General features: G+C 50.7%; 21 protein-coding genes. 13 read left to right on the top strand and 8 right to left on the bottom strand.

The genetic code is table 11. The annotated features are described in order from the left end of the window. Positions 1–2: 2 nt before the first annotated feature. From HHL17_RS26820 to HHL17_RS26800, 5 genes are all read left to right on the top strand, one after another. The gene (locus HHL17_RS26820; RefSeq protein WP_169227912.1) at positions 3–1,046 is read left to right on the top strand and encodes a sensor histidine kinase; all 1,044 of its coding nucleotides are present in this window, start codon (positions 3–5) and stop codon (positions 1,044–1,046) included. Then, positions 1,039–1,758 carry a LytR/AlgR family response regulator transcription factor gene (locus tag HHL17_RS26815; protein WP_169227911.1) on the top strand — a complete coding sequence of 240 codons (720 nt, stop codon included), beginning with the start codon at positions 1,039–1,041 and terminating at the stop codon, positions 1,756–1,758. Before HHL17_RS26820 ends, HHL17_RS26815 begins: the two co-directional genes overlap by 8 nt. Positions 1,759–1,791: 33 nt before the next feature. Beyond that, positions 1,792–2,679 (top strand): aminoglycoside 6-adenylyltransferase, encoded by an 888-nt coding sequence (locus tag HHL17_RS26810; RefSeq protein ID WP_169227910.1) that lies wholly within the window; start codon positions 1,792–1,794, stop codon positions 2,677–2,679. A 16-nt stretch (positions 2,680–2,695) separates the two neighbouring features. After that, complete coding sequence (locus tag HHL17_RS26805) at positions 2,696–3,718, top strand: LLM class flavin-dependent oxidoreductase (protein WP_169227909.1); 1,023 nt, start codon at positions 2,696–2,698, stop codon at positions 3,716–3,718. Between the two features lie 107 nt (positions 3,719–3,825). Continuing rightward, positions 3,826–4,935, top strand: coding sequence for a transglutaminase domain-containing protein (locus HHL17_RS26800; RefSeq protein WP_169227908.1), 1,110 nt, complete (start codon positions 3,826–3,828; stop codon positions 4,933–4,935). Between the two features lie 13 nt (positions 4,936–4,948). Here HHL17_RS26800 and HHL17_RS26795 read toward each other — a convergent pair whose 3' ends face one another. Then, on the bottom strand, positions 4,949–6,103 hold the full coding sequence (locus tag HHL17_RS26795) for an MFS transporter (protein WP_169227907.1): 1,155 nt from the start codon (positions 6,101–6,103) through the stop codon (positions 4,949–4,951). Between the two features lie 130 nt (positions 6,104–6,233). On the opposite strand from HHL17_RS26795, the gene HHL17_RS26790 reads away from it, so the two are divergent. After that, positions 6,234–6,593 (top strand): winged helix-turn-helix transcriptional regulator, encoded by a 360-nt coding sequence (locus tag HHL17_RS26790; RefSeq protein ID WP_169227906.1) that lies wholly within the window; start codon positions 6,234–6,236, stop codon positions 6,591–6,593. Here HHL17_RS26790 and HHL17_RS26785 read toward each other — a convergent pair whose 3' ends face one another. Continuing rightward, on the bottom strand, positions 6,594–9,482 hold the full coding sequence (locus HHL17_RS26785) for a polysaccharide lyase family 8 super-sandwich domain-containing protein (RefSeq protein ID WP_169227905.1): 2,889 nt from the start codon (positions 9,480–9,482) through the stop codon (positions 6,594–6,596). It lies immediately after the preceding gene. Between the two features lie 78 nt (positions 9,483–9,560). After that, entirely contained in the window at positions 9,561–13,535 is a 3,975-nt protein-coding gene (locus tag HHL17_RS26780; protein WP_240975971.1) for a hybrid sensor histidine kinase/response regulator transcription factor, read from the bottom strand. A 192-nt stretch (positions 13,536–13,727) separates the two neighbouring features. On the opposite strand from HHL17_RS26780, the gene HHL17_RS26775 reads away from it, so the two are divergent. The 6 genes from HHL17_RS26775 (at position 13,728) to HHL17_RS26750 (ending at position 22,983) form a co-directional block, all read left to right on the top strand. Beyond that, positions 13,728–16,934 (top strand): SusC/RagA family TonB-linked outer membrane protein, encoded by a 3,207-nt coding sequence (locus HHL17_RS26775; protein WP_240975970.1) that lies wholly within the window; start codon positions 13,728–13,730, stop codon positions 16,932–16,934. A gap of 10 nt (positions 16,935–16,944) precedes the next feature. Beyond that, on the top strand, positions 16,945–18,978 hold the full coding sequence (locus HHL17_RS26770) for a RagB/SusD family nutrient uptake outer membrane protein (RefSeq protein WP_169227904.1): 2,034 nt from the start codon (positions 16,945–16,947) through the stop codon (positions 18,976–18,978). A gap of 17 nt (positions 18,979–18,995) precedes the next feature. Further along, positions 18,996–19,907, top strand: coding sequence for a DUF5017 domain-containing protein (locus tag HHL17_RS26765; protein ID WP_169227903.1), 912 nt, complete (start codon positions 18,996–18,998; stop codon positions 19,905–19,907). A gap of 5 nt (positions 19,908–19,912) precedes the next feature. Continuing rightward, on the top strand, positions 19,913–21,151 hold the full coding sequence (locus HHL17_RS26760) for a glycoside hydrolase family 88 protein (protein WP_169227902.1): 1,239 nt from the start codon (positions 19,913–19,915) through the stop codon (positions 21,149–21,151). Between the two features lie 146 nt (positions 21,152–21,297). Next, a complete protein-coding gene (locus tag HHL17_RS26755) occupies positions 21,298–22,188 on the top strand; it encodes an AraC family transcriptional regulator (RefSeq protein WP_169227901.1) in 891 nt (296 codons plus the stop codon). Positions 22,189–22,260: 72 nt separating this feature from the next. Beyond that, entirely contained in the window at positions 22,261–22,983 is a 723-nt protein-coding gene (locus HHL17_RS26750) for an SDR family oxidoreductase (RefSeq protein ID WP_169227900.1), read from the top strand. A gap of 14 nt (positions 22,984–22,997) precedes the next feature. On the opposite strand, the gene HHL17_RS26745 is transcribed toward HHL17_RS26750, so the two are convergent. From HHL17_RS26745 to HHL17_RS26735, 3 genes are read right to left on the bottom strand one after another with little or no spacing between them, the layout of a single operon-like run. Then, positions 22,998–23,408, bottom strand: a complete 411-nt coding sequence (locus HHL17_RS26745; protein WP_169227899.1) for an SRPBCC family protein — start codon at positions 23,406–23,408, stop codon at positions 22,998–23,000. 44 nt (positions 23,409–23,452) lie between these two features. After that, complete coding sequence (locus tag HHL17_RS26740) at positions 23,453–23,956, bottom strand: SRPBCC family protein (RefSeq protein WP_169227898.1); 504 nt, start codon at positions 23,954–23,956, stop codon at positions 23,453–23,455. Continuing rightward, positions 23,953–24,270 (bottom strand): ArsR/SmtB family transcription factor, encoded by a 318-nt coding sequence (locus HHL17_RS26735; protein ID WP_169227897.1) that lies wholly within the window; start codon positions 24,268–24,270, stop codon positions 23,953–23,955. Before HHL17_RS26735 ends, HHL17_RS26740 begins: the two co-directional genes overlap by 4 nt. Before the next feature lie 171 nt (positions 24,271–24,441). On the opposite strand from HHL17_RS26735, the gene HHL17_RS26730 reads away from it, so the two are divergent. After that, positions 24,442–25,311, top strand: a complete 870-nt coding sequence (locus HHL17_RS26730; protein ID WP_169227896.1) for an SDR family oxidoreductase — start codon at positions 24,442–24,444, stop codon at positions 25,309–25,311. A 37-nt stretch (positions 25,312–25,348) separates the two neighbouring features. Here HHL17_RS26730 and HHL17_RS26725 read toward each other — a convergent pair whose 3' ends face one another. Further along, positions 25,349–26,110, bottom strand: coding sequence for a DUF2314 domain-containing protein (locus HHL17_RS26725; protein ID WP_169227895.1), 762 nt, complete (start codon positions 26,108–26,110; stop codon positions 25,349–25,351). A gap of 27 nt (positions 26,111–26,137) precedes the next feature. After that, positions 26,138–26,764 carry a hypothetical protein gene (locus tag HHL17_RS26720; RefSeq protein WP_169227894.1) on the bottom strand — a complete coding sequence of 209 codons (627 nt, stop codon included), beginning with the start codon at positions 26,762–26,764 and terminating at the stop codon, positions 26,138–26,140. Between the last annotated feature and the right edge of the window lie 29 nt (positions 26,765–26,793).

Genomic DNA, 26,793 nt, shown 5'->3' with positions numbered 1-26,793 from the left:
TAATGGAGAATAAGGCAAATTGGCTTCGGAGCAGGTTTTTACAGGAACTGGTCGTATTTATTGCGATGTTTGTTCTGACGATATTGCATGAGTGGATGAAGTTGGACTCTTTTATGGCGGTCCTTCAGGCATTGACATTTTTTATACTGTTATACGGACAGGCACAGTTCAACCTTTACCTCATATTTCCATTGGTGCTGGCTAAAAGGTATGCTTTATACTTTTTAACGTTTGTGGTGTCCACACTGGTGGGTGCCCTGCTGTTGTTTGGCCTGGATTATTACTGGATTGCCCCGCAGTTCTATCAGGAACCTGACGTGTCTATCCCGATGAACATCGCGTACGACTTTGTGCTGTGTATCATCAGTACCGTGACCATCCTTTCTTTGTTCCTCGTACGCCAGTATTCCAGGGAGTTGCAGAAAAGAAGCGAGGTGCAGTTGAAGCTGAGTGAGATGAACATCAAATTCCTCCATGCACAGCTGAACCCGCACTTCTTCTTTAATATGTTCAATAACCTGTATGGTGTGAGCCTCACGGAGCCGGCACGAACACCGGAACTCATCCTGAAGCTGGCCGACCTGATGCGGTATCAGCTGGAGAACGGCAACAAATCGACGGTGACCATACGCGAAGAATTGCAGTTTATTGATAACTACATTGCCATGGAACGGGAGCGCATTGGCAAACGATGCCTGATAAGCTATGATTTCCCGGAAGATGATACACTGCTCCACCAATACCGGATTGCTCCGCTTATCTTAATTACGTTAGTGGAAAACGCTTTTAAACACAGTGTCACCATCAGCCATCCCTGGTATGTCAACATTAGTGTTTACCGTTATGAAGATGACCTGGTGGTGGATGTACGTAATTCGTTGCCGGATGAGGCGTTGAAAAGTAATTCTACCGGCATCGGGTTGATCAACATCAAAGAGCGGCTGGAAATGCTCTATAAACACAGATACAGCCTGGTAAATACCAGTGACGGGCAGGAATACAGAACAACCCTGACGTTAAGGCTAAATACGATAGAACATGGATAATACGTTGAAATGCATTATTGTAGATGACGAGGAAGGCGCGCACCTTGTATTGAAGCAGTACATTAAAAACCTGCACAACCTGGAGCTGGCCGAATCGTTTTATACGGCGGTGGAAGCCATGGGCTATGTGTACAACAATCGCGTGGACTTAATTTTCCTCGATATCAATATGCCCGGATTGAGCGGGCTGGAACTGTTGGAAACGATGTCTGACCCTCCATTGGTGATATTAACGACCGCCTACCGGGAGTATGCGCTGGAAGGATACAAATACCGCGTAGTGGATTACCTGGTGAAGCCATTCAATTTTCAACGGTTTATGGCGGCCATCGATACCGTGTATTCCAGGCTCCGGCCGAGAATGGCCATCATGAACGAGCCAAATGGAGTGGCAGATGCACCCGCTGCTTTTGTGATGCTGAAAGTGGAAGGAGAGGTCGTGAAGGTGATGTGCGATCAGATTATCTACGTCCGTAGCTGGGGCAACTATGTGAAAGTGGTTACCCAACAATCTACCTATCTAAGTCCAATGACCACCACAGAAATAGAACAAAAGCTGGACAAAGTCCGGTTCAGGAGGATTCACAAATCCTACATCGTAGCCATGAGCCGCATTCGCAAAATAACCGGCGGCCAGGCGGAGCTTGACGATGGAACGGTATTGCCCATCGGTACTACCTATCGCAGAGACCTGTTGGATAATTTTCAATGAGATATCCTTACATTAGAGCAAACTGATGATAATATGACCAGCAGAAGCGAAACGGAAATGATGGATTTGATCCTTGGCGTGGCAGCGAAAGACCCACGGATATTAGCGGTATTACAGGATGGATCACGGTCCAACCCCAATGTGACCCCGGACATATTTCAGGACTTCGATATTATCTATGTGGTGGAAGATCTGACACCATTCCTGCAAGATCACAGCTGGGTGGATGTTTTCGGGGAGACAATGATATTGCAGATGCCCGAGGACATGGAGCTGTATCCGCCTTCACCGGAGCTGGAAGGCGCGTTTTCCTATCTGTTGCAGTTTAAGGATGGTAACCGTATTGACCTGGTGATGGCGCCGCTGGAGAAACTGGGTACTTTTACTGCCGACAGTTTGTGCAAAGTGCTCTGGGATAAAGCCGGTCTGTTTATGGATGAACCGCTTCCACCGGCCAGTGACGCCAGTCATGTCGTGGAAAAACCTTCAGAACGTTCGTATATAGATTGCTGCAATGAGTTCTGGTACACCAATGCCGCTCTGGCTAAAGGACTGTGGCGTGAAGAGGCCGTATTGGCCAAAGAGCTGATCAACCAGGTGGTCCGTGGCGCCCTGATGCAGATGATGAATTGGTATATTGGTTGCCGTTATCACTTCGCGGTAAACCCGGGCAAGTTCGGAAAATATTATCAGCGCTACCTGGAGCCTGAAGTGTATGACAAATTTATGGCTACTTATACTGAGGGCGATCTGCATAGTATTTGGCAGTCTGTGTATACCATCATGGACCTTTTCAGGGATACTGCCCGGTTGGTAGCTGCGCAGCTGGGTTACACCTATCCGGAGAACTGGGACGCTCAGGTGAGGGCTTATATGCAGCACGTACAGCAGCTGCCCAAAGATGCAGCCCGCATTTATTAACATCAAAACAAACCACATGGAAATAGGTATCGACAGCTTTGCTGCCACCAAATCACAAAGCAGCGGTCATAACGCCGTGGCTGATATGCAGGAAATGGACAACCTGCTGGAGCGGATAGTCCTCGCGGACCAGGCTGGTCTTGCGGTGTTTGGGCTGGGAGAGCATCACCGCCGGGAGTTCCTGGACTCGGCATCTTCGCTGATACTGGCTGCCGCGGCGGCCCGCACAAAAAACATCAAACTTACCAGCGCCGTAACGGTATTGAGTGCGGCCGATCCGGTGCGGGTGTTTCAGAGTTTCGCCACCCTGGATATTATATCCAAAGGGAGAGCGGAGATGGTGGTAGGCCGCGGATCGTTTATTGAGGCTTTCCCGCTTTTCGGGTACGATCTGGATGATTATGATGCATTGTTCACTGAAAAGCTGGACCTGCTGTTAAAGATAAGAGACAACGAGCGGGTGGATTGGAGCGGAAAGTTCAGGGCGCCCTTGCAGAACGCGCCTATTTATCCGCGGCCGGTGCAGGAGCCGTTGCCTATATGGGTGGGTGTTGGCGGTACGCCGCAGTCGTTTGTGCGGGCAGGCATGCTCGGACTTCCCTTAATGGTGGCAGTGATCGGAGGGGAAACGCACCGGTTTAAACCATTGGTGGACTTATACCGTGAAGCCGGCGCCAAAGCCGGGCACCCGGAAGAGAAATTGCAGGTAGGGCTGCATTCGCTGGGATATATTGCGCAAACATCGCAACAGGCGAGGGATGAGTTTTTCCCGGGATACGCGGAAGTGTTTACCCGCATCGGGAAAGAGAGAGGATGGGGGCCGGTGACACGCGCCCAGTTTGATGCGCAGAACGGGCCTACGGGGGCCTTGCTGGTAGGCAGCCCACAAGAGGTGGCGGAAAAAATCAGGCGTCATAGCGAAGCGCTGGGCGGCATCACCCGGTTTACCTTCCAGATGGACAACGCCAATCTGCCACATGATAAACTGATGAATTCTATTGAGCTGATTGGAAAAGAGATTGTTCCGTTATTGAAATAGGCTTTGTTATGGGCATCTCTTATTTATGTTGATACTGCGCTGCAACTTTTTCCGTTTCCGGTCGTCTTTAGGGTACGACATATATTTGTTATAAATCGATCTAAACTATGAAATTGTTATCTGTACTTCTTTTGGCAGGACTGAGCATCCCTGCATTAGCCCAACAGCTTCCGGTGATCCGGGCCACTGCTAAAACAGTCAGCATAAAAGACGGGCCTAATTTTTCCAAAAACGCCTGGAACATCGAGCCGGCCGTCAAACCGGACATTTATACCACCACAGCAAAGAAAGTTACCTTCTACACCGATGTGGACTCGATCACGATCAAGGTGAAACCCGACCAGCCGCAGGATTTTTATATCCTCCTGAATGGTAAAGACTCTGCACTAACGAGGGTACAGTTTCAGCCTTCCCGGTTGAACATGCTGAAACAGGCAAAAAAATACAACTACGCCGATAAAAGGGAGCTGCCGGCATTCACTTATCTGTCCGCCGATGATGAGGCGCTGAAGCGTATCCGCCGGGAATTAAAACTGGATTCCATCGCAGGTAACGGCAATGACATCTCCCAAATGATCAACCTGATGCATTGGGTACATGATATCATCCGGCATGATGGCAATAGTAACAATCCTGCTGTAAGAAACGCCATCGGTATTATTGATGTATGCAACAAGGAAAACCGGGGCGTCAATTGCCGCATGATGGCCACGGTGCTGAATGAATGTTACCTCGCTATGGGCTTCAAATCACGGTTTCTGACCTGTATGCCGAAAGAACTGAAATTCGATGATTGCCATGTTATCAACATGATATATTCAACAGAAAAACAAAAATGGGTTTGGATGGACCCCACCTTCAACGCTTATGTGATGAACGAAAAAGGTGAGGTGCTGGGGCCACAGGAAGTACGCGAACGGCTGATCAGCGGACAAACCCTGATCGTAAATCCTGATGCCAACTGGAACCGGAAAAATTCAACCACCAAAGAACAGTACCTGGAGACTTATATGGCTAAAAACCTTTATCGTATGGAGTCTTCCGCAGTCAGTGGTTATGACCAGGAAACACAGAAAAAGGGCAAGTGGCTGACCTACATACAGCTGGTGCCGCTGGACGGATTGAACCAACAAAACACCAAGTCGGAAAGCCCGACATGGAACTCCTTCAACACTTTGGTCACCAACAACCCGGACCAGTTCTGGGCAAAACCATAAACAGCTCCCAGGGCTAAAGCCCTGGGCTGCTATATTTGATGCGTTTAAAAAGCAGGAGGAGTATCGCTATTGTCAGACATCCAACACTGGACCAGGTGACATTAGCGATACCATATCCTGCAATCCAATGCCCGCCTAACAATGCGCCGGCCGTAACAGCAAAATTCCCGCAGGAAGTAAAGACACTGTTGATGAGTTCTGATGCCTGCGGCGCCGAGGAAGTGACCAGTATATTGCTGATCAGGAACCCGCCGGCATGAATAAGTCCCCATATAGCGATCAACAATATCATTGGCATGAAAGTGCCGCCCAGCCAATATAACAGCATATGCACCACTGACAATAACAACAGGAATATCAGCGTGGTGGTGTAAGGTTGCCTGCTCATATATCTCCCTGCGAGATAATTACCACCAATACCTACCAGTCCGAATAACAATAACATCATACTGATAGTGCTGCCATTCATATGTGATACCTGCTTTAAAAAATCCGCCATATATCCGTAGGTGGAATACATCGCTGTGATGATAAAAAAGGCCAGCAGTAAATTAGTCCAGAGCAGGCTGTTACGGAAGATGTTTGCCTGCGGCCCGGCCACCGCAGGACTGTCTGATGCCACCGGCGGCAGCCATACCTTTACGCCGATGAGGGCCAGCACATTGATGAAAGCCGTTACCAGGAAAGCCCCCTGCCAGTTGAGCATCGCGGAAATGAACGTGGCTAAAGGCACGCCCAACACCGTGGCGATAGTAAGACCGGAGAAAATAATGCTGACAGCTTTGGAGGTATGTTGTTTGTCGCTGGTGTTGATGGCCACAGATAATGCTATCGACCAGTAAACAGGATGAAAGAAAGCAGGCAGCATCCTGATGATCAGCAATTGATAGAAGTTGACCGCGAAGGCAGAGAACACATTGGCCACCGCAAAAATCAACAATGAAAAAAGCAACAATGATTTCCGGTTGATTGTAGAAAAAAGCATCATCATAAAAGGCCCGAAGAAAGCCACGATCAGGGCGAAGGCACTCAGCAGCCACCCGGCTTTGTCGATGGTGACGTGAAAGGCTGCTGCAATGTCCGGCAGTACCCCTATTACCCCAAATTCAGTAGTGGTAATACCAAAGACACCCAATGCCAGCAACCAGAGATTTTTGTCAGAATGCATAGAAAATTTTTCCGGCAAAATTGGGGCGTGACTATCGTAAAACTGTGTACTGACGATTTAGTGAGGCACTTTCCATTTGGTAAGTATCCCCTTTCGGGAGAGGTTTTGTACATTCGCGGGAAATCGCCGCATGCCTGAATTTTTTCACGATAAAAGACTGTATTACACGCCGATCGAATTTGCGTTGGGCCATATCGGCGGAACGTGGAAGATGCCTATACTGTGGCGTTTGCAGGAGAAGCCGCTGCGGTTCAGTGAACTGAAAAAAGACATTCCGCATATTACGGATAAAATGCTGACCAGCCAATTGAGGGAGCTGGAGAGTAAAGACCTGGTCAGCAGAACGGTTTACCCGGTGGTGCCGCCGAAAGTGGAGTACGGTCTGACGGAGAAAGGAAGGAAAGCCATTCCGGTGATAGAAACGATCATGAAATATGGCTACGATTTAATTAAAGAGGCGGGCATTGAATACCCGCCCAAAGAAAGTTGATTACAGCTTCACGACCTTCTTCACTATTTGTTTCCCCTGACCGCTTAGTACCAGCCAATACATACCGGGACGTACGTTTGCCAGCGGTAGTTCAAACTGCTGACGCCCATTCAGCTTTTCTGTCCGCAGCACTTTGCCTGCTGCATCCCTTAGTTCTGCCTGTTGCCACGGAGTGGCCGTCTGTACCCTGACGTAGTCGTTCGCGGGGTTAGGGGAAAGTGTTATGCCCGTGGTGGTAGTTTCATGTCCTGCCATCATCGCCTGAAAGGCGGTGTTGTTATTGCTGCAAACGAGTACCGGCCGCTGGGTGGTGTCACTGCCTTCGCGGGAGATGAAGATGGCATCGGTAGTGGCGCCTGCCAGTCCGGATACGAGTTTGAGCGTTAGTACGCCATCCGTTGCCTGCTCGGACAAGGCGATGTCCGTTACGTCCCATTCTGCGAAGTTACCTGCTGCACGTCCCATGATAGTGTCCACTGCTTTGGTGACAGCGGGTTTGTTGCTGTCGGTGATACCGGATTCTGTCCAGCTGTCGTTGCTGACGAACTGGGCAATCCATGGCACCGTGGCGATGCTGGTATTCGCATAGTTCACATACATGCGCAGCTTCACCTGGTTGGTCCCTGCCGGCAAGGCGCCTACATTGAATTTCAGGAATACTTCCCGGGTATAGCTAATGCTGGCATCCTGCTTCAGTACGAGGTTGCCGGTGCCGTAATTGGTGGTGTTGTAGGTGCCGCCTCTCACATATGCATCTGCAATGGCGGTAATGGTGGAGGCGGTATATACCGGTGTATTGTTATTGACATGATAGCTGACAGTGGAGCCGGCATAAGGCCCGGAAGGCAGGCTGGCTGCGAGCTGCCGCGTCTGCGGAATACCGGGCAGTGTCAGGTAAATATTCACCGGTGCGGAAGACTGCACCGGATCTGCCACCGATACTTTTACGTCACCAGAACCAATGCCGCGCAGCAGGAGCGCGCAAGGCCGGTCAACAGTAATGGTAACGGAGTCTTTATGGAACGTGCCGGCCTGGTAAAACACCAGCTGCCGGATATTCAGACCGGCATGATATACGGCCTGTATGTCGGCGGTATTCTGCTCTATCCGTACGGCGGTGGTGTCATAAGTGTTCATATCCTGCCCCGGAAGTACATAGTAGGCGTAGCTGCCGTTTACCGGCGCATTGCCATGGTCGAGCCATAGCTGGAACACGTTCATGTTCTGTACGGTGGTGCTGCCGCCGTTGTTGATGCTTCTCCAGGTGCCGGACTGTGATTGCATGCTCAGCTGCAGCTGGCCGCCGGCAGGGAAGTAATAACCGATACCATTATGGGTGATCCATTTCAACGTATTGTTATAGTTGTATGTACCGTTGCCGATGGTGCTGACGGCGCCGTTGATTTTCGCGGAAACAGTACCATTGAGCAGGCACTGATTCACAGTGGTATTGACAGGCTGTGCTGCGGTGGAGGTGATGCCGGCACCGAGACAAACGACTTCTTTGTCGAAGAAGAACCAGGCCTTGCGGGCTTGTGTGTTGTAGTCAGAGAACTGCAGCGCAGACACGCCATACAGGGAATCAGATACGCCGCCGGCAAAAGCAGTAGTACCGAAATTGGCGCCCCACGGGGACCGTACCGGAAGAGAGGTCATGTAAGGCACGGTGGTACCCGGGATACGGCTCCAGTCCCATACCGGTGGAATATTGTAATAATCATTGCCATTAGCAGCAATATGGGTGGACCCATCTGAGAGATAGTAGCCTTTCAGGTTTTCGCCGTTGCCATTTTCCTGTTTGGCGGTGCGGGTGGAGGTGAGGTGCAGCCCGAATAGGTAGCCGGTACGATGGTGCAGCGTATAGTCGGAGCGCCAGAAATGGGTGTGCAGGGCGGGTAACTGGTAACCCGGCGGCTGGGTGCCATTGAGCCGTGCAATGTTGTCGTCATACTCGGCTACGTTGGCGGTGTCCAGCACTTTGAGTTTTTGCAGGAGACTGGTAACGCCTACCTGGAGATTGTTCTCACGACTGATACTGCGGCCGTTGGTGCCGAAGTCGATGTATTTGGAACGCATGGCTTTGAGGAAGCCATTGCGTACGAAGTTACTGAAGATGGTCAGCTTGCTGCCGGAGAGCGCATAGGAGGTGCCCTGCAGATAGTAGGCGACTTTGGTTTCGCCGTCTACAAACACAACGCCATAACCGTAAATATACAGCTGCGGCCCATGTTGCTGGTAGGAGAAGTCATGCTGTATGCCTTCTGCCGTGGTGAGTACCAGCGGATAAAAAGCTTCGTTTACGCTGTACTGCATCAGGGAATCATTGGCGGTGAGGCAGGAGCGGTACATAAAATGGGTGGCTTCGTCCAGCTTGTTGGCCCCGGTTTGTTTGGTAGGGTTGCCCCGGCTCATTTGGGTGAGCAGTGCATTGCGGAGGCTCCCCAGGCTCTGGGGAGCTGTTTCCAGTAGGATCAGGATTTCACCGATACGCTGTGGATTGGAGATATCGTTGTGGTACCAGTTCCAGCTTTTGGGATCGGTGGTGTTCCAGTAGGTAAGCGCATTGACCATCGCGGTAAACAGCGTGGCGCTATGGTAGTAGGAGCTGGCGGATTTCGTATAGGCCTGTGCGAAAGCCTTCACCCGGTTGATATGCGTATCCGCTGTGTAGGTGGTAGAGCTGTAGGCATAACTCACATCCGGCCAGGAGCCATTGGCCTGTAGGGTGGCCAGGGTGGCGGTAACGTTGTTGTCCAGCGTGGTGGTATTGGATGCTTGCGCAAGCAATTCATCCCGGATACGGTCCATGATGGTGGTGTATTCCGTTTGGGCCGTCGCACCAAGGGTATGGAACAGCAGCCCGATAAGGAGTAGAATTTTCCTCTTCATAACAGTGGGATTTGTAACAAATCTACGGATACCTGCGGTGGTGGCGGGGTGGTTTTTCAGAGAGAATAGGGGGAATTTTCACAATTCCGGCGTTTCCGCGAACTCAGAAGGTGTTTTCCCGAACTGTTTTTTGAATTCCCGGCTGAAATATTTGCGGTCGTTGTATCCCACCATATAGGCAACCTGGTAGACGGTATGTTGACGGGTACGGATTAACGCCGCGGCCTTTTTGAGGCGCAGTGATTTCACAAAGTCGTTCACCGACATATTCGTAACGGCCTTCAGTTTCTTATACAACACCGGCTGGCTCATCGCTACCTTGCGGGCCAGCATCTCCACACCGAAGTCAGGGTCGTCCATATGTTCTTCTACGAGCGCCATCACTTTTTCAAGGAAGGCATTATCCAGGCTGTTGGGCAGCGGGTCGGGGATAACGGTTTCTGTTTGCAGCTGCTGGCTGTAACGTTCCCGCATCTTTTCACGGGAGCTGATCAGGTTGCGTACGTTCAGCGAGAGTACCCGGGTACTGAAAGGTTTGGTGAGATAAAGGTCGGCGCCGGTTTCAAGGCCGCTCACGTGATCGGCCTGAGAACTTTTGGCAGTGAGCAGCACCACGGGGATGTGACTGGTACGTTCATCGGTTTTAAGCGCTGTACAGAACTGCAGCCCGTCCATTTCCGGCATCATCACGTCGCTGATAACGATATCAGGGATTTGGGTGGTGGCGACAGCTAAACCAGCGGCCCCGTTTTCGCTTTCCAGCACTTTGTATTGCTCCTGGAATGTTTGACGGATAAGGGCGCGCAGCTCGGGATTATCTTCTACAATAAGTATGGTAAAAGGCTGCGGGGCATCTGTGGTAACAGTATCCGCTTCTTCCGCAGGCAAAGGCATTTTCAGTGGTGCAGCGGGCATGGCCGGTTCTCCGCCAACGGTGTGTTGCGTGCCCTCGAAATGCCGTGAGCCCAAAGGAAGGTTAACGGTGAAGCAGGTACGGCCTTCTTTCTCTGCAGTGGAAGGAGCACTATCCACGGTCAACGTGCCTTTGTGCTGTTCCACGATATTTTTGGACAACGCCAGCCCGATACCATAACCGGTGTTTTGCAGGCCATGGTCCTGTACCTGGAAGAAATTGGTGAACAGTTTGTCCAGGTATTCAGGGGCGATACCGCGACCGTTATCGGTAACGGTGATCATCATGTTTTGTTTTACCTGGGATACGTGCAGCTGTATCTGGCCGCCATCGGGCGTGAATTTGAAAGCGTTGGTCAGCAGGTTGAAGAACACTTTCTCCAGCTGTTCCCGGTCGAAGTAAACCAACGCATGGTCTGCATCATGCCGGAAAGCCATACTGATATTGCGGTCAAGCGACAGCTCCCGGAAGCTGCTGTAGATCTGATCGAGGAAGGGTATCAGGTCCTGCTCCTGTATATGCAGTGTCAGATGGTTGGTTTCCGCCTTCCGGAAATCCATCAGTTCGTTCACCAGCTTCAGTAGCCGGTCGGCGTTGTTGCGGAGCTGCGACAGCGTGGCCTGTAACGGGTCATCTTTTTTCAGGGTGTCTATCATTTTCTCTACCGGCACCAGCAACAATGTGAGGTGCGTCCTGATTTCATGGGACACGTGGGTGAAGAAATTCAGTTTCACCTGGTGCAGTTCTTCTTCTTTGTGTAGCAACGCCCAGAGGAAAAAGAAGCGGGTAACGAGGAATATCAGCAAAATGATACAAAGCCCGTAAATGACGTATGCCCACCAGGTACGCCAGAAAGGAGGAAGGATGTTGATCTCCATTTTTGCCGGTTCGCTCCAGATACCGTCGTTGTTGGCGCCTTTCACCCAGAAGGTATAATGGCCGGATGACAGATTGGTATAAGTGACAGCTGGATTGGCGGTCTCTATCCAGTTACCGTCGCCGCCTTCCAGCCGGTACGCGTAGCGGTTTTTGTTGCTCTTGATATAGTTGAGCAGTGCAAATTCCAGGGTGAACACATCCTGGTTGTGACGGAAATACAGTGCCTGGGTGTAACTGATGTCTTTTTCCAGCAGTTTGTCTTTCTGGCCGATGCTCACCGGGTTGTTGAACAAACGCAGGCCGGTAAAGCGGATAGGCGAGGGATGCGTGTTGGTGATGATCCTTTCCGGGAAAAAGCTGGTGATGCCGTTGTACCCGCCGAAGAGGAATTCACCGCGACTGTCGCGCAAAAAGGAGTTATAGTTGAATACGTTGCCGGCGATACCATCGCTGACGGTATATGTCTGGAACTTATTGCGGACAGGGTCCAGCCGCGTCAATCCGTTATGGGTACTGATCCACAGATAATGCTGGTCATCTTCCAGGAGTCCCAGCACGTTGTCATTCGGTAATCCGTCCTTTTCCCTGTAGCGTATTGGTTTTTGCAGCTCAGCATTGTATTTGACCAGTCCCCCGAAATACATGCTAACCCAGATATTATGTTGTGAATCTTCCTGTATGGAATTGATATTCCCCTGCTGTAATACCCGCGCGGAATCTCCTTCCAGTACATACAGACCGCTGATGGTGCCTACCAGGATACGGTGGCGGGCATCTTCCAGGATACAACGGACGGACTGCCGTTTGGCAATGCCCATGATGATGGTGTCTGCCTGTGGTTCCAGTTCAACGCCTTTGCGGTGGTACAGGTACAGTTGCACGTTGGTGCCCACCCAGAACCGTCCCCGGCTGTCTTCCAGCACAGAAGTGACTTCCCCGGAAAAGGTGGCGGGATCTTTGGGGTTATAGAGATAACGCCTGAATCCACCATTCTGCAACAGGTTCAGCCCACCGCCGTGGGTGCCGGTCCAGATATGGTGGTCTTTGTCTTCATATACTACTTTCACCAGGTTGGAACCGAGGCTGGCGGGATTATTAACGTCATGTTTATAATAGGTGAAGCGGCCGGTGGTACGGTCGTAATAATTAAGGCCGCCGCCTTCTGTGCCTATCCAGTAGTTATGGCGGGCATCTTCGTGTATGCTGCTGATCACGTTGTTGCTGATGCCATCCAGGGGAGGATGTTGCTGCCAGGCATTAAACGAGCTGCCATCGGGGCGCACCATGTTCACGCCACCGAAGTAGGTGCCTATCCAGATGGTACCATTGTTATCTTCATAAATACTGTGGATGGAATTCTGGCTAAGGCTGTTGTTATTACGTGGCTCCTGCTGGTAATGGCGGCCGCTCATATTGGCCGGATCGATAATGCTGAGGCCTTCCTGTGTGCCTATCCACATGTTACCGGCTTTGTCGGGGACTATCCGTCTGACAATATTATTAATGATCGCTGGTTGGGCCAGTAACGAAAAACGGCCGGTAGCGGGATCATATATATTAATACCTCCTGTTTGTGTGGCAATCCACAACCTGCCGAACCTGTCTTCTGTGATAGCGGTGATGAAGTTCATGGCGAGACCGGAAGTTTGTCCGTCTTCATGCCGGAAGGTTGCTGTTTTGTCGCCGGTCATTTTGGTGAGGCCTTTGTTGGTGCCTATCCAGATATTGCCGTGGCGGTCTTCATACACGCATTTCACCACATAACCGGCAATTTTTCCTGGTGTGAATTGCACCAGCCGTTTACCATCCTGGAGGAAAAGCCCATTGTTGGCGCCTACCCAGCGGCGGCCTTTACTGTCTTCATAAATACAGTTGATATTGGTACGGCGGGGGGCGGGTTCCAGTGTTATTCTCTCAAAGCGGTCATGTACCGGGTCGTATTTGGCCAGTCCTCCGGTAGTGCCTATCCACAGGGTATTGTGGCGATCACGGTACAGGGTCATGACCTGGTTGTCCGGGATGGAAGTACTGTCTTCCGCATTGTAACGATATATTTTGAAGCGGAAACCATCGTACCGGTTGAGGCCATAGTGGGTACCTACCCAGAGGAAGCCCTGCTCGTCCTGCATAATAGACAACCCTGCGTTGTGTGACAGTCCGTTTTCTACGGTGAGGTGTGAAAATGTGATGTCCTGCCCGCTGCTTTGGAAAAATACAGCCGGGACCAACAGGCATAAGAACAGGAAACACCGCCAAATCATGCTCTAATATAAGCATTGTATTCACCCGGTGGGACTTTTTTATCCTGGGAGACGTTTTTAGTCTTTTGATAATCAGTGTGTTGAAGGGGGATTTATAAAATTCACCCCATTCATTTAGGATTGTCCCCCTGCAATCTGACCGCGTTACAACATATTTGTACGTCAACCAGAATTCCTTTCAATTCCACTCTTATGAATATGAGATGCCAATCATCCTGTAAGGGAAGAATGTCCCGCTTCGCCTTCAGTTGTTTTCTAGTCGGGATAATGTGGGTATTGATAGTACCGCTTTCCCTTTTTGCACAGCAAAAAAAGACCGTGTCCGGTATCGTGAAGGACAAAGACGGTAATCCGCTGGTAGGCGTGACGGTGATGGTGAAGAATGACAAAACGGGCACCAGTACCAACGATGCCGGCCGTTTTGTGATTACTACCGCGCCGGGCACTACCCTGGTATTTACTTTTATCGGATATGAAAAAACAGAGCTGCCGGTAGATAACCGCACCGAGTACAATGTGCAGCTGAAAGACCGCGTAGGTACGCTCAACGATGTGGTGGTGGTAGGATATGCCTCCGTGCAACGTAAAGACCTGACCGGTTCTGTGGGCAGTGTGAACATGAAAGAGTTTGAAAAAGCCCCGGTGAAGTCATTCGATGAAGCGCTGGCCGGTCGTGTGGCGGGCGTGGCGGTGGCCAGTAATGACGGGCAACCCGGCTCCATTGCCAATATCGTGATCCGTGGCGCCGGCTCCATCACACAGGACAACTCACCTTTATATGTGATCGATGGTTTTCCGACAGAAAGCTCCAACGCCAATGCTATCAGTCCCGCTGATATCGAATCCATCGACGTATTAAAAGACGCCTCTGCTACGGCTATTTATGGCGCCCGCGGTTCCAACGGTGTTATCCTGATCACCACCAAAAAAGGTAAGTCAGGTGCGCCGCAGGTGACCTATAACGGCTACTATGGCTGGCAGCAGATCCCGAAGAAAATACCGCTGCTGAATGCTTACGAATTTGTGCGGTATGTAGGCGATATCAATCCATCGATGTATGATTCCATTTATCTCGCCGGCGGCGTGAAGCTGGATGATTACCGTAACAAGGAAGCCATCGATATGCAGGATTATATTTATCGGGTAGGACAGAACCAGAACCATGATATCGCTGTTCGTGGTGGCAATGATAAAACCCGGTATTCGATATCGGGCAATTTCAACAACCAGAGAGGGATCATTATCAACAGCGGGTTTAAACGTTACCAGGGCCGTTTCTCGCTGGACCAGACCGTGAGCAGCAAGTTGAAAGTAGGCATCAACGCCAACTATGCCTATAATGAAAGTTATGGTATCCCTGTTTCTGCCACCAACTTCTACGCTTCCGCCACCACACTATATTCCGTGTGGGGTTTCCGGCCTACCAATAGTATTTCGGGGAGAGACAGTGCGGCCAACCTGATCGATGATTTTTATGATCCGGGTAATGAGATCGCCAATAACCAGGACTACCGGGTGAATCCATTACAGAATATACAGAACCAGTATACCGTGACCCGGGTCAACAATCTTATCGCCAATGCATATGCGGAATATGCCATCACCAAAGATCTTACCCTGCGTATTGCTGGTGGTATCAATACCGTGAATAACGGTATTGATATCTTCAATAATTCCAAAACACAGTCGGGCAGCAAGTGGAATTCCAACGGCGTAAACGGTAGCGTGGAGTACGTACCTACTTCCCTGTGGCGTTCTGAAAATGCGCTGACTTACCGTAAGCGCTGGAACAAGGTGCATAACCTGACCGTCTTGGGCGTATTTGAAGCACAGGGCTACAAAATGTCACGGCGTAAGTTCTCCGCCAACCAGGTGCCTAACGAAGACCTCGGGATGGACGCGCTGGACCTGGCCGCGCCGGCCAACACTTCGCTGGTATCCCTTAGCTCCCGGTGGACGATGGCTTCCGGAGCGCTGCGGGTGAACTATGACTACAACTCTAAATACCTCTTCGCTGCTTCCATCCGTGCGGATGGTTCCTCCAAATTTGCGCCTGGCAACAGGTGGGGCTATTTCCCCGCTGTATCCGCCGCCTGGCGCTTCAGCAGTGAAGAGTTTATGAAGAACGTCCGCTTTATTTCCGATGCCAAAATCAGGCTGGGTTATGGCGCTTCCGGTAACAACCGGGTGACCGATTTCGCCTACCTGTCGCAACTCTCACTGACCAACATGCAGTACTGGTACTCTATGGGCAACGGTCCGTTAGGCATTGGTGCGGTGATGTCATCTGCTGCTAATCCCAATCTGCGCTGGGAAACCAATGAACAGACCAATATCGGCCTGGACCTGGCTTTTCTGAAAAACAGGCTTAGCCTCACGGTCGATCTTTACCAGCGTACCACCAAAGACTTGCTGTTGTTAGCTGCACTGCCTTATGCACACGGTATTGAAAGCGCGCAGGGGTTCAAGAATGTCGGCAAGTTGCAGAACAGAGGCCTCGAGATCACGCTGGCCGGCACAGTGGTCGATAAAAAAGACTTCACCTGGAACAGCAACTTTAACATCAGCTTCAATCAAAATAAAATATTATCACTGGCAGAAGGGCAACAGTCTATCCTTTCCGGTTCCGGTACATTCTTCAATACTACTTACTCCGGGCTGTTTCCTTACATCTCTGTGATCGGAAGGCCGCTGGGTGAAATGTATGGCCTGGTGTTCGATGGCGTGTACCAGTATGCTGATTTTGATGTGATGCCCAACGGTACTTATCTCCTGAAACCTGATGTGCCTACCAATGGCGCAGCACGGAATGCGATCCGTCCGGGTGATATCCGGTACAAAGACCTGAACGGTGACTTGCAGGTGAACAACCAGGACTACACTATTATTGGCAGCGGTCTGCCGAAACATACCGGCGGTTTCAGCAACGATTTCCGTTACCGCAACTTTGATTTGAACATCCTGTTGCAATGGTCTTATGGTAATGACATCATTAACGCCAACCGTTATGTGTTTGAAGGCGGCATCGTCAACAATCCCAACCTGAACCAGTTTGCAACCTATGCTGATCGCTGGACACCCACCAATCCGAGTAATACGTTGTTCCGTGCCGGTGGTATGGGCAATGCAGCCTACTCGTCCCGCGTGGTGGAAGATGGTTCTTATCTGAAACTGCGGACCGTCTCGCTCGGGTATAATTTCCCCAACGCCTGGCTGAAATGCGCTAAAATCAAAAACGTACGTATTTATGGTTCCGCGCAGAACATATACACCTGGACCAAATACTCCGGCATGGACCCCGAAGTAAGCGCCAGGCCAGGCAATCTCACGCCCGGCTTCGATTACGCCGCCTATCCGCACTCACTGTCTTATGTGACCGGCTTAAACGTAACCTTCTAAAATGATGAACATGAAACGTATCTGCATTCTCGCATGTATCGCCATAGCAGGACTTACTTCCTGTAATAAATTCCTCGATACCAAACCGACAGATTTTTATACGCCTGACAACTACTACCAGAACGAAGCCCAGCTGCAACAGGCGCTGAACGGCGTATACAGTGACCTGATGCGTCCGGAGCTGTATGCGCAGGTGATGGGCTTCAACTTTGTGTCCACCACCGATGAAGTGATGGCCAACCGTACCGCCGATGGCGATGCCCGCGGCCTGCGTTACAACTATGACGCGTCGCTGGTGCATGTGGGCAATATCTGGAAGTTCGCCTATGTCGGCATCAACAACATCAATGTGTTGTTACAGAACATCGACAAACCAGCGATGGACCAGGGGAAACGTAATGTCCTCAAGGGACAGGCACTGTTTCTCAGAGGCTTTTTCTATTTTATTCTTACCAGCAATTATGGTGATGTGCCGCTGGTGCTGCGGCCGCTCGCGATTAACGAGGTAAACATGGCCGCAGCCAAACAATCGGAGGTGTACGCGCAGGTAGAAAAAGACATGAAAGAAGCGGAAACGCTGCTGAAAGACTATACGGTGATACAGGCGAAATTTAATGACGTGGTGACGCTGACTGCCGTACAGGCTATGCTGGCAAGGGTATACATCTATTGGGCCGGTTATCCGCAGAACAATACCGCCAAATACCAGGACGTCATTACCTATACCGATAAAGTGATCAATTCCGGCCTTCATGCATTGAACCCCGATTACCGGCAGATATTTATCAATTTAGCCAAAGACCAGTACGACGTAAGAGAGAACATCTGGGAACTGGGCTCACTGGGCGCTGCCGCCGGTGTGGTCAACAAATCCGGGAATGATATCGGCAACTTTGTAGGCATACAGTCAGCCCTTACAGCGGCAGATTCCACCTCTTATAATGCCGCTGCCTGGGTATGGGTGACCAAAAAGCTGTTTGACGCTTACGATGTTGATCCTAACAGCTCCGCCACGCCCAACAAAGCGTCGCTGGATATCCGCCGTGACTGGAACTGCGCCAATTACATTTACAACGGTACCAATCCCCGTGTAAAAGCCGCCCGGCCTAATATCTGGCAGATGTGCGCCGGTAAGTTCAGAAGAGAGTATGTGCCACAATCTATCCGCAATACTAACGGTACCGGGGGTACGTACAATATCAACTGGCCGATGATCCGTTATTCCGATGTATTGCTGATGCGCGCCGAAGCAGAGAACTATGTGAATGGTCCCGCTAACGCCTATACGTATATTAACCAGGTACGTAAAAGAGGTTACGGTATGCTGAATGGCAATGTGGTGAAGTCCGTCGCCATCGTGAATCCAGGTGCTGGTTATACCGCAGCACCGGCCGTTACCATTACTGGTGGCGGAGGCAATGGTGCCACCGCTACCGCGATCCTGACCAGTGGAAAGGTGACCGGTATCTACCTGACCAGTCCCAGTGCGCTAACGCCGGGTGCTTATTATACTTCCGCACCTGTTGTGGTAGTGGGCACTTTCTGGACGCCGGGTGTTAGCTATACCGCCGGTATGCAGATCACCAATGGTGCTAATCTGTATACCGTGACCACAGCGGGGACTTCTACGAATACAGCGCCAACGCATACCAGCGGCGCCTCCAGCGCTGCGGTGACCGGAGCGGTGTTTAGTTACGCCGGTGCAGCTGCTACCGCTACAGCTACCATTACCAATGGCACTGAGTCCGACCTTACGCCGGGCCTTGGCAAAGAGGCTTTCCAGCTGGCCATCCGCGATGAAAGAATGCGGGAGCTGTGTTTTGAAGCCCTGCGCAAGGCCGACCTGGTACGCTGGGGACATTTTGTAGCTGACATGCAGGAATTCGCGGCATGGGCTACCAGCAACGGCGCCGGCGTGACGGCCACTGGCAATCCCAACGGCCTGCAGGGCATCCGTAACGTAAGTCAACGCCACGTGCTACTGCCCAAACCGACGTATGAACTTAACCTTAACCGTTTACTGGTACAGAACGAAGGCTGGTAATTCAAAAATCAAGACACATGAAAAAATCATTCATCATACTCTTCGCATTGGTGGCTGCCGCCTGTTCTAAAAAAATGCAGGTCGACAGGCCGGACTTCAACGTCTCCCTGGACCCGGCCCGCCAGGTGGCAGATACTTTCGTGTACCGCCTCGGTGATTCCACCCGGTTTAAGTTCAACGGCACCGTAGGCAACATCGCCTTTTATTCCGGTGAGGTGGGTAAACGGTATAACAGCCGTTCGACAACCTACCAACTCGGAAAACTGATGCTGAGTTTTTCGTCTAAATCAGAGTTTGGCGCACAGACCAACACGTTGCAGGTGCTGGCCACCAATAAGCTGCCCGGTTTCGATTCCGCTTCGGTGGTAAATGCTGCCTGGAAAGATATCAGTTCCCGCGGCAAACTGGCTACCAACGCAACGGTGGTCGCCTTCGGAACAGCAGACCTCACCGACCTGGTGGGCAATGCCAGTGACTCGCTTTTTATTGCTTTCAAATACAGCGGTGTAACAGGCACGACTCAACGTACCTGGACCATCACCGATTTCGCCGTAAACAACGTACTGCCAGACCGGAATATTTCACTCAGTACCGTGGCCGCAGATGTGGCTTACTGGACACGTTATGGTAATGTGTGGAATCCCGCCAATGGCCGCTGGACACCCTCTGCCACCGATCTTAAAATCACTGGCGGCAACGAGTCTGCTGCCACCAATACCAGCTGGATCATCACCAGGCCGCTGTACGTGGGCCGCATAGCCCCCGATGTAAGTGCAGGCGTGAAAAGCATCAATGAGCCTGACAAAGCGGAGTATGCTTACGTATATCCGGCTACCGGTATATACAGGGCGACTTTCATCGCTTACAACCATACCCTGGACGAAGAAAAAAGCATTATCCGTGAATTTATCATTAAAGTGATACCATAAAGATTATGAAACCATGGCTTTGTTTCGTGGTGGCCGCAGGACTGACGGCATACACCACTTTTACAGAAAAAGATTTTATCAGTAGCAATACCGGCTTTGCGCAGCAACAGTTGAAGCACATGTTGCGGGAAACGGAAACACGCGACAGCCTGGCTTTTCCCCGGACTACTGATAAGTCGGGGAAGATGACCACCACCTCTATGTATGACTGGACACCCGGTTTTTTTTCCGGTTCACTCTGGTATGCGTATGAGCTGACAAAGGACCCGGCCATGCAGCGGCAGGCCGTCCGCTGGACGGAGAAACTGGAGCCGCTGCAACATTTTACGCAGCACCACGATCTGGGATTTATGATGTATTGCAGCTATGGAAATGCCTACCGGTTGACCGGCAACAGCGCTTACCGCGATATACTTGTTCAGGGAGCGCGTTCGCTGAGCACCCGCTACAACCCGGTCACCAAAAGCATCAAGTCCTGGAATGCCTTTAAATCCTGGCATGGGGAGCAGGTGTACCGGTACCCGGTGATTATCGATAACCTGATGAACCTGGAACTGTTGTTCTTTGCCTCTAAGGCCACCGGTGATACCACCTTCCGGCATATCGCTGTCAGTCATGCCGAAACCGCGATGCATAATCAAATACGTCCGGACTACAGTTCCTATCACGTAGTGTGTTATGATACTGCCAATGGCAAAGTGCTGGCGCGGGAAACGGCGCAGGGCTACGCGGATAATTCCACCTGGGCACGTGGCCAGGCCTGGGGCATCTATGGCTTCACCATGATCTACCGGGAAACAAAAGATCCCCGCTTTCTGAAAACAGCCGCCGGTATGGCTGACTGGTTCCTCAACAGCAAAAACCTGCCGAAAGACAAAGTGCCGTATTGGGATTTTAACGCGCAGGAAAAAGGGTACACGCCTGGTGTACGGTCCAACGCGGTTAATGTGAAAACGAAATACCGCGATGTGTCCGCAGCTGCTATCGTGGCTTCCGCGCTGTTTGAACTGAGTGGTTATGTAGATGCGGCCAAAGGGGCAAAGTACCGTCAGGCAGCCATTGACATGCTGCATGTACTGGGCAGCCCGGCTTACCGCGCACCGGAAGGGGCCAATGGCAATTTTATCCTCATGCACAGTGTAGGCAGTATCCCGCATAATAACGAGATCGATGTGCCGCTGGTATATGCAGATTATTATTTTATGGAGGCGTTGCAACGATACCGTCATTTAGAGATTTTTTGATTTCGTGAGTCAAGGGAGCGAATAAAAAAAGGAAGACCGAAGCAGATAAATAAATCGCTTCGGTCTTCGCCATTTATCATCCACGAAATCAAAAAATCGTAAATCAAAAAATCCCTAAATGACGATAGTTCGCTTACATTTAGGGTATGATTACAGGAGCTTCTTCCATCTCCATTCCCAATTACTCCCTGGAGCAATCCGGTGGACGGAACAATCTTTTTGACATCCGCCGGATAGGTACCGATGACAGGGAGATGCCAGCCATTCTACTGTCGCCGCACCGCAAAGATTTTTACATGCTGGTGCTGGTAGAGCAGGGAAGCAGCCGCCATTGGGTGGATATGCAGCCCTATACGCTGAAACCGGATACGTTTTATTTCACGGCGCCACATCAGGTGCATGTGAAAGAAGAGCCGGAGCCCATGAAGGGCATTGTGATTTATTTTACAGAAGCGTTCCTGGCTGCTGCCGCAAACCAGCAGATCAGGCAGCTGCCTGTTATTCAGAACCCCGACAATGGCCATGAGCTGTCGCTGGAGGCGGCAGATATGACCTATGTCCGCGACATCATGCTGCGTATGGCTGATGAATATGAGCAGCGGCCTGACTGGCATAATACCATGCTACAGGCGTATCTGCATGTGTTGTTGATTTATATCAGCCGTTTGTATACCGGGCAGTTTACCATCAGTGAGAAACAGCCTGGCCGTGAATTGCTGAAGAAATTTCTCGGCCTGATAGAATCAAATTATACGCACCATCACGAAGTGGCGGCTTATGCAGGCTTGATGAACATCACGGCCGGCCACCTGGGAGATGTTGTCCGGGAGCAGAGCGGCAGGTCCGCTATAGAACATATTCATGGCCGCCTGTTGCTGGAAGCCCGGCGCATGCTTTTCCATACCGATCAATCTATCAAAGAGATCGCGTTTGCGCTGGGATTTGAAGACGCCTCTTATTTTAACCGTTTCTTTAAACGCGGTTGTCAGCAGACGCCACTGTCCTTCCGGACGGCCGCCCGGGAAATGTACCATTGATCCCGCAAAGTGTACTGTTGCGGTGACAAGCAGACCCGTAATTTTGTGCTGTAACAAGTAAATCAATTATCCATGAAAACAGCACTCATTACAGGAGCAAATAAAAGCATCGGCTTTGAAACCGCCAGACAACTGCTGGACGCAGGTTATTTCGTATACATCGGCAGCCGCGATGTGGCAAAAGGAGAAGAGGCCGCCGCGCAGCTCGGGAAGGAAAATGTAGTTGTTGTGCCGCTGGATGTAACCGATCCCGGCTCCATCCGCGCGGCACGTGAACTGGTAGGTCGTACCACAGACAAACTCGATGTGCTGATCAACAATGCAGGTGTCAGAGGCGATTTTCCACAGAACCCGTCATCTGTATCAATATCGACTATACGAAATGTCTTTGAAACCAATTTCTTCGGTGTAATAGATGTTACGCAGGCGTTTATGGACCTGCTGCGGCAAGCCGCTCACCCGAGGATCGTGAATGTAACTTCCGGTCTTGCTTCGCTCACTTTGCACAGTGACCCGTCATGGGTGTATTATCCAATCAAAGGCGCTGCTTATGGCCCGTCTAAAACAGCGCTGAATGCCTGGACGCTCGCACTGGCTTATGAACTTCGCGATACAACGTTTAAAGTGAATGTAGTGGACCCGGGATATACCGCTACAGATTTTAATGACCATAGAGGAACCGGTACCGTGGAAAATGCCGCGGCAATATTAGTTCGCTTTGCTACACTCGATGCTGATGGTCCGACCGGTAAATACTTCAGCAATGACAGGGAAGGAGAGGAAAGTCCGTGGTAACAGCATGACAACCGTTAATTAGCTTCCGTATATTTTTTGTAGTTGTCCAGTATGGCCTGCCAGCCGGCTTTCTGCATCTCTGCCGGGTTCTGGTCCTCTGCATCGAAGGTAACGGTAACGGCTGTATTGTTTCCCTGGCCTTCAAACACAACATCCGCGGCGCGGCCATCCCCCATTACATAGGTAAAGCTTTTTCCGCTGTCGATGTTGCTGTAGATGGCCTCAAAGTCAAATCCCCAGCTGCCGTCTTTGGCTTCCATGCGTGCGTTGTATTTGCCGCCAACTCTTAAGTCGTTGCTGGCGCTGGGGCAATGCCAATCGTCTGATGCAAAATTCCATTTGGTGATGTGCTCCGGTTGGGTGTAGCAATCCCAGGCCCTTTGGGCGTTGGATGCTACCACTGTCTGTACGGTGATTTTAGTCATATGGTATCGATTTTTTAAGTTATAGATGAGCATAGCCCAGGGCTTTAGCCCTGGATTTGCAGCAACAGTTCGTCCAGTTTTTCGAGCGTTAACGTTAATCCTTCCTGCATACCCATCTGGATTACCTTTTCAAGATCGGTCAGCGATCCATAGGTAACGATAGTTTCCACCAGGGCATTTTCGCCTTTGTCCTGAAAATGCACGTCCCAGGTGGCACGTGGCAGTTCCGGATTGATGTCGCCGTTATCATCACAGAAGGCATCCAGCGCGGAGTAGTTGTCAATTGGATGGATTTTTTTGTAGTCTGTGCGTCCCCAGTATTCTTTGCCTTCAGGGTCTACCATGGCATACAACCAGTAACCACCTTCCCGAAAGTCCATGTGTTTGGTTTTCGTGGTGAAAGGTTTGGGGGCAAACCACTGGTCCAGCAGTTCACTTTTCGTATAGGCGTCCCATACCAGTTGGCGCCTGGCCCGGAACTCCCGGCGGATGGTCAGCGTGTTTTTGTCCTTGTCTACCAGGAAATCAAATTGCAGGTGGATACTCATGGTTGCTTATTTAAGTTTGATAATAGATTGTCGAGTTGATTGAAACGATCTTCCCACATGCGGCGGAATTGTTCCAGCCAGATGTCTATCTCTTTCATTTTTTTCAGTTCTAGTTGATAATAGATCTCCCGGCCTCTGTGCACCTGGGTGACCAGCTCACATTCCGTCAGGATTTTCAGGTGTTTTGATACTGCCTGCCGGGTGGTGTCAAAATGGACCGCAATGGCGTTGGGTGTCAGCGCCTGCATGGCGATGAGCACCATGATGGCCCGTCTGGTGGGATCTGCTACTGCCTGAAATATATCTCTTCTCATGTACTGGATTTTAATAAGGCAACCGTTCGGTTGCAAATATATGTGCAACTAATCGGTTTCGCAAATATTTTTTGTTAATAAGCGGTCTGAGGAGCCTTTTTCGTTTTCTTACAATTCCAGGCCGTAGCGTTGGACCATCTTTGTGTCATCAAACAACAAAAAAATAAGTTTATGACACAAGCTACCATACTGATCACCGGCGCTACCGGAAATGTGGGAACTCAACTGGTAAAGAAACTGGCGGCTGCCCAGGTACCTTTTAAAGCCATTGTCCGCAATGGTGATAACAACGAATACCTGAAAAGTCTTCCCCTGGCAGAGATCATCCATGCTGACCTGGCAGACGAAGTGGCCATCGGCAAAGCGTTGCAGGGCATGGAAAAAGCTTTCCTGCTCACCAATTCATCTGAACAGGCGGAAGCGTTGCAACTGAACTTTGTAACTGCTGCTCATGCCGCAGGCGTAAAACACATCGTTAAGTTGTCGCAGTTTGCTGCAGCAGAGCAATCGTTTGTCCGCTTTTTGCGTTACCACGCCCGCGTGGAAAACAAGATCAGGGAGTTGGGCATGGCTTATACCTTTCTCCGGCCCAACCTGTATATGCAGGGACTACTGGCTTTCGCAGACTACATTAAGAAAGACGGACAGTTTTATGCAGCGGTGGGAAATGCTGCCATCAGCGCGGTGGATGTACGGGATATTGCAGCGGTGGCGGCATGTGCGCTGACAGAAGCAGGGCATGAAAACAAGATCTATGATATCACCGGGGGAGAAGCGGTGACCCACTACCAGGTGGCGGACATATTTACCAAAGTGCTGGGGAAACCAGTGAAATTTATTGATGTAAGCCCGGAGCAGATGGAAGGAGCAGTGCGGGCTGCCGGATTCCCGGAATGGCAGGTAGGGGGCTTAATTGAAGACTATGCGCATTATGCCAGGAACGAAGCGGCTGTTGTCAGCAATGCGGTGCCGGAGGTGACAGGTCATGCGGCGATCAGCTTTGAACAGTTTGTGGAAGATTATAAAACAATGTTTATATGATAACAACGGCAGCAGTGTAACTGCTGCCGTTGTTGATTTATTTTCCTTCCAGCACCGGGACCAGGTGTTCCCAGTTCAGCTGTTTGGCATAGTCCAGGGCTGTTTTACCACTGGTGGTTTGTTTAGATGTATCAGCGCCATGTTCAAGCAGCACTTCCACTATGCTGAGGTTACCGGCGATAGATTCTTTATGTAGCAGCGTGAAACCTGCTTCGTCTGCGGCATTCAGCTCACCCGGGTTTTGTTTCAGGAAGTCCACAAAACTTGGTTGCATGTTTTTGCTCATGGGATGTTCGATCAGGTTCTCCGGGTTCTCTTCCTGTTGGTTTACAATGAGCACATTGTTATAGTCGCCGAATTCGAGGCCCCAGGCTTCGTCATGTTCCTGCCGCTCTTCTTCGGTCATACCGGCCCGCATGGCCTGCATGGTAAAACCGCCGTAGGTGCGGTCGTTGATGGCAAACAGCCAGTCGCTGATCTGGTTTACCGGAATACTGATTTCATCGCCATTGCTCACATTGGTCAGCTCATTCGGATCGTTGATCAGGATACCGTAGATGGTATCGCCATCGAAATTGATATCGTTGATCCACATGTGTTCCACTGTTGGTTTTTCATTACCGGGGAACTGCTGTGAGAACGCTACTTTTACGCAGGCTACATTCAGACCGGGAATAATGCGGCGATGTTCCCAGGAAAGCTCCCGCCAGAAATATTTAAAAGTGGCCTGGGCTTTTGCATATGCATCGAGCATTTCGGCGCTTTCTCCTTCTGCGAAGAAAATTTTTGCATCAGACATGATTTCTTGTTTTTTCAGGTTAAGGTGTCAGGCCAGTTCGGCGCTGTGGATGGCTACAAGTTCTCCCTGCTCCGTATAGGCGTTGATGGCGAAGGCATCGAAGCCGTTGCGTTGCAGGTGGGCAAGATCAGTTTTTTCACCGGTGATCAGCCGGAGCTCACCTTCTTCATTCAGAAAGGTGTCCAGTTCATCTTCGTAATCAATATTGAACCAGGCATGCAATACAATCTCAAACACGCTATTGCCGGCTGCATCGGCGTATACCTGTGCGGTGGTCCTGTTGTTCAGCTGTTCGGGCGTCCATTCGTTACAAAAGTAATTGTCATGGCCCTGACGGCAACCGTCGAACAGCAGGATTTCTTCACCGGTATGAATATCTACGGCATAGATCAGTTCAGGGGCTTCATCGGTGTTGGTGATGAGGCCATTGAAGTTTTTACCATAGTGTTTTTCGTGATGTTCGATATACCGGGGCTCCTGTTTTACTTCCCAGCGATACAGCTCACCATAATATTTTATGTTGAACAGCCGGCCACCGGTGGAAGATTGAAGCTGGGCACGCCATTCTACGGGGTGTATATTGTTGAAGTAGGCGGCTTTGTCGTATACAACGTAGGGTGCATACAAATCGGGAGCGGGCTTGTGTTGGGCCATGGTCAAAAAATTTCAGATGACAATACCAG

This window comes from Chitinophaga fulva, from assembly GCF_012927205.1.
Classification (GTDB): Bacteria; Bacteroidota; Bacteroidia; order Chitinophagales; family Chitinophagaceae; genus Chitinophaga; species Chitinophaga fulva.
The sequence above is the reverse complement of the archived record's forward strand: the minus strand, read 5'-3'. Positions and strand labels throughout refer to the sequence as shown.

Coding starts and splice junctions, on each gene's coding strand:
- HHL17_RS26820 (WP_169227912.1), top strand. CDS start 3: ATGGAGAATAAGGCAAATTGGCTTCGGAGCAGGTTTTTACAGGAACTG.
- HHL17_RS26815 (WP_169227911.1), top strand. CDS start 1,039: ATGGATAATACGTTGAAATGCATTATTGTAGATGACGAGGAAGGCGCG.
- HHL17_RS26810 (WP_169227910.1), top strand. CDS start 1,792: ATGACCAGCAGAAGCGAAACGGAAATGATGGATTTGATCCTTGGCGTG.
- HHL17_RS26805 (WP_169227909.1), top strand. CDS start 2,696: ATGGAAATAGGTATCGACAGCTTTGCTGCCACCAAATCACAAAGCAGC.
- HHL17_RS26800 (WP_169227908.1), top strand. CDS start 3,826: ATGAAATTGTTATCTGTACTTCTTTTGGCAGGACTGAGCATCCCTGCA.
- HHL17_RS26795 (WP_169227907.1), bottom strand. CDS start 6,103: ATGCATTCTGACAAAAATCTCTGGTTGCTGGCATTGGGTGTCTTTGGT.
- HHL17_RS26790 (WP_169227906.1), top strand. CDS start 6,234: ATGCCTGAATTTTTTCACGATAAAAGACTGTATTACACGCCGATCGAA.
- HHL17_RS26785 (WP_169227905.1), bottom strand. CDS start 9,482: ATGAAGAGGAAAATTCTACTCCTTATCGGGCTGCTGTTCCATACCCTT.
- HHL17_RS26780 (WP_240975971.1), bottom strand. CDS start 13,535: ATGATTTGGCGGTGTTTCCTGTTCTTATGCCTGTTGGTCCCGGCTGTA.
- HHL17_RS26775 (WP_240975970.1), top strand. CDS start 13,728: ATGAATATGAGATGCCAATCATCCTGTAAGGGAAGAATGTCCCGCTTC.
- HHL17_RS26770 (WP_169227904.1), top strand. CDS start 16,945: ATGAAACGTATCTGCATTCTCGCATGTATCGCCATAGCAGGACTTACT.
- HHL17_RS26765 (WP_169227903.1), top strand. CDS start 18,996: ATGAAAAAATCATTCATCATACTCTTCGCATTGGTGGCTGCCGCCTGT.
- HHL17_RS26760 (WP_169227902.1), top strand. CDS start 19,913: ATGAAACCATGGCTTTGTTTCGTGGTGGCCGCAGGACTGACGGCATAC.
- HHL17_RS26755 (WP_169227901.1), top strand. CDS start 21,298: ATGATTACAGGAGCTTCTTCCATCTCCATTCCCAATTACTCCCTGGAG.
- HHL17_RS26750 (WP_169227900.1), top strand. CDS start 22,261: ATGAAAACAGCACTCATTACAGGAGCAAATAAAAGCATCGGCTTTGAA.
- HHL17_RS26745 (WP_169227899.1), bottom strand. CDS start 23,408: ATGACTAAAATCACCGTACAGACAGTGGTAGCATCCAACGCCCAAAGG.
- HHL17_RS26740 (WP_169227898.1), bottom strand. CDS start 23,956: ATGAGTATCCACCTGCAATTTGATTTCCTGGTAGACAAGGACAAAAAC.
- HHL17_RS26735 (WP_169227897.1), bottom strand. CDS start 24,270: ATGAGAAGAGATATATTTCAGGCAGTAGCAGATCCCACCAGACGGGCC.
- HHL17_RS26730 (WP_169227896.1), top strand. CDS start 24,442: ATGACACAAGCTACCATACTGATCACCGGCGCTACCGGAAATGTGGGA.
- HHL17_RS26725 (WP_169227895.1), bottom strand. CDS start 26,110: ATGTCTGATGCAAAAATTTTCTTCGCAGAAGGAGAAAGCGCCGAAATG.
- HHL17_RS26720 (WP_169227894.1), bottom strand. CDS start 26,764: ATGGCCCAACACAAGCCCGCTCCCGATTTGTATGCACCCTACGTTGTA.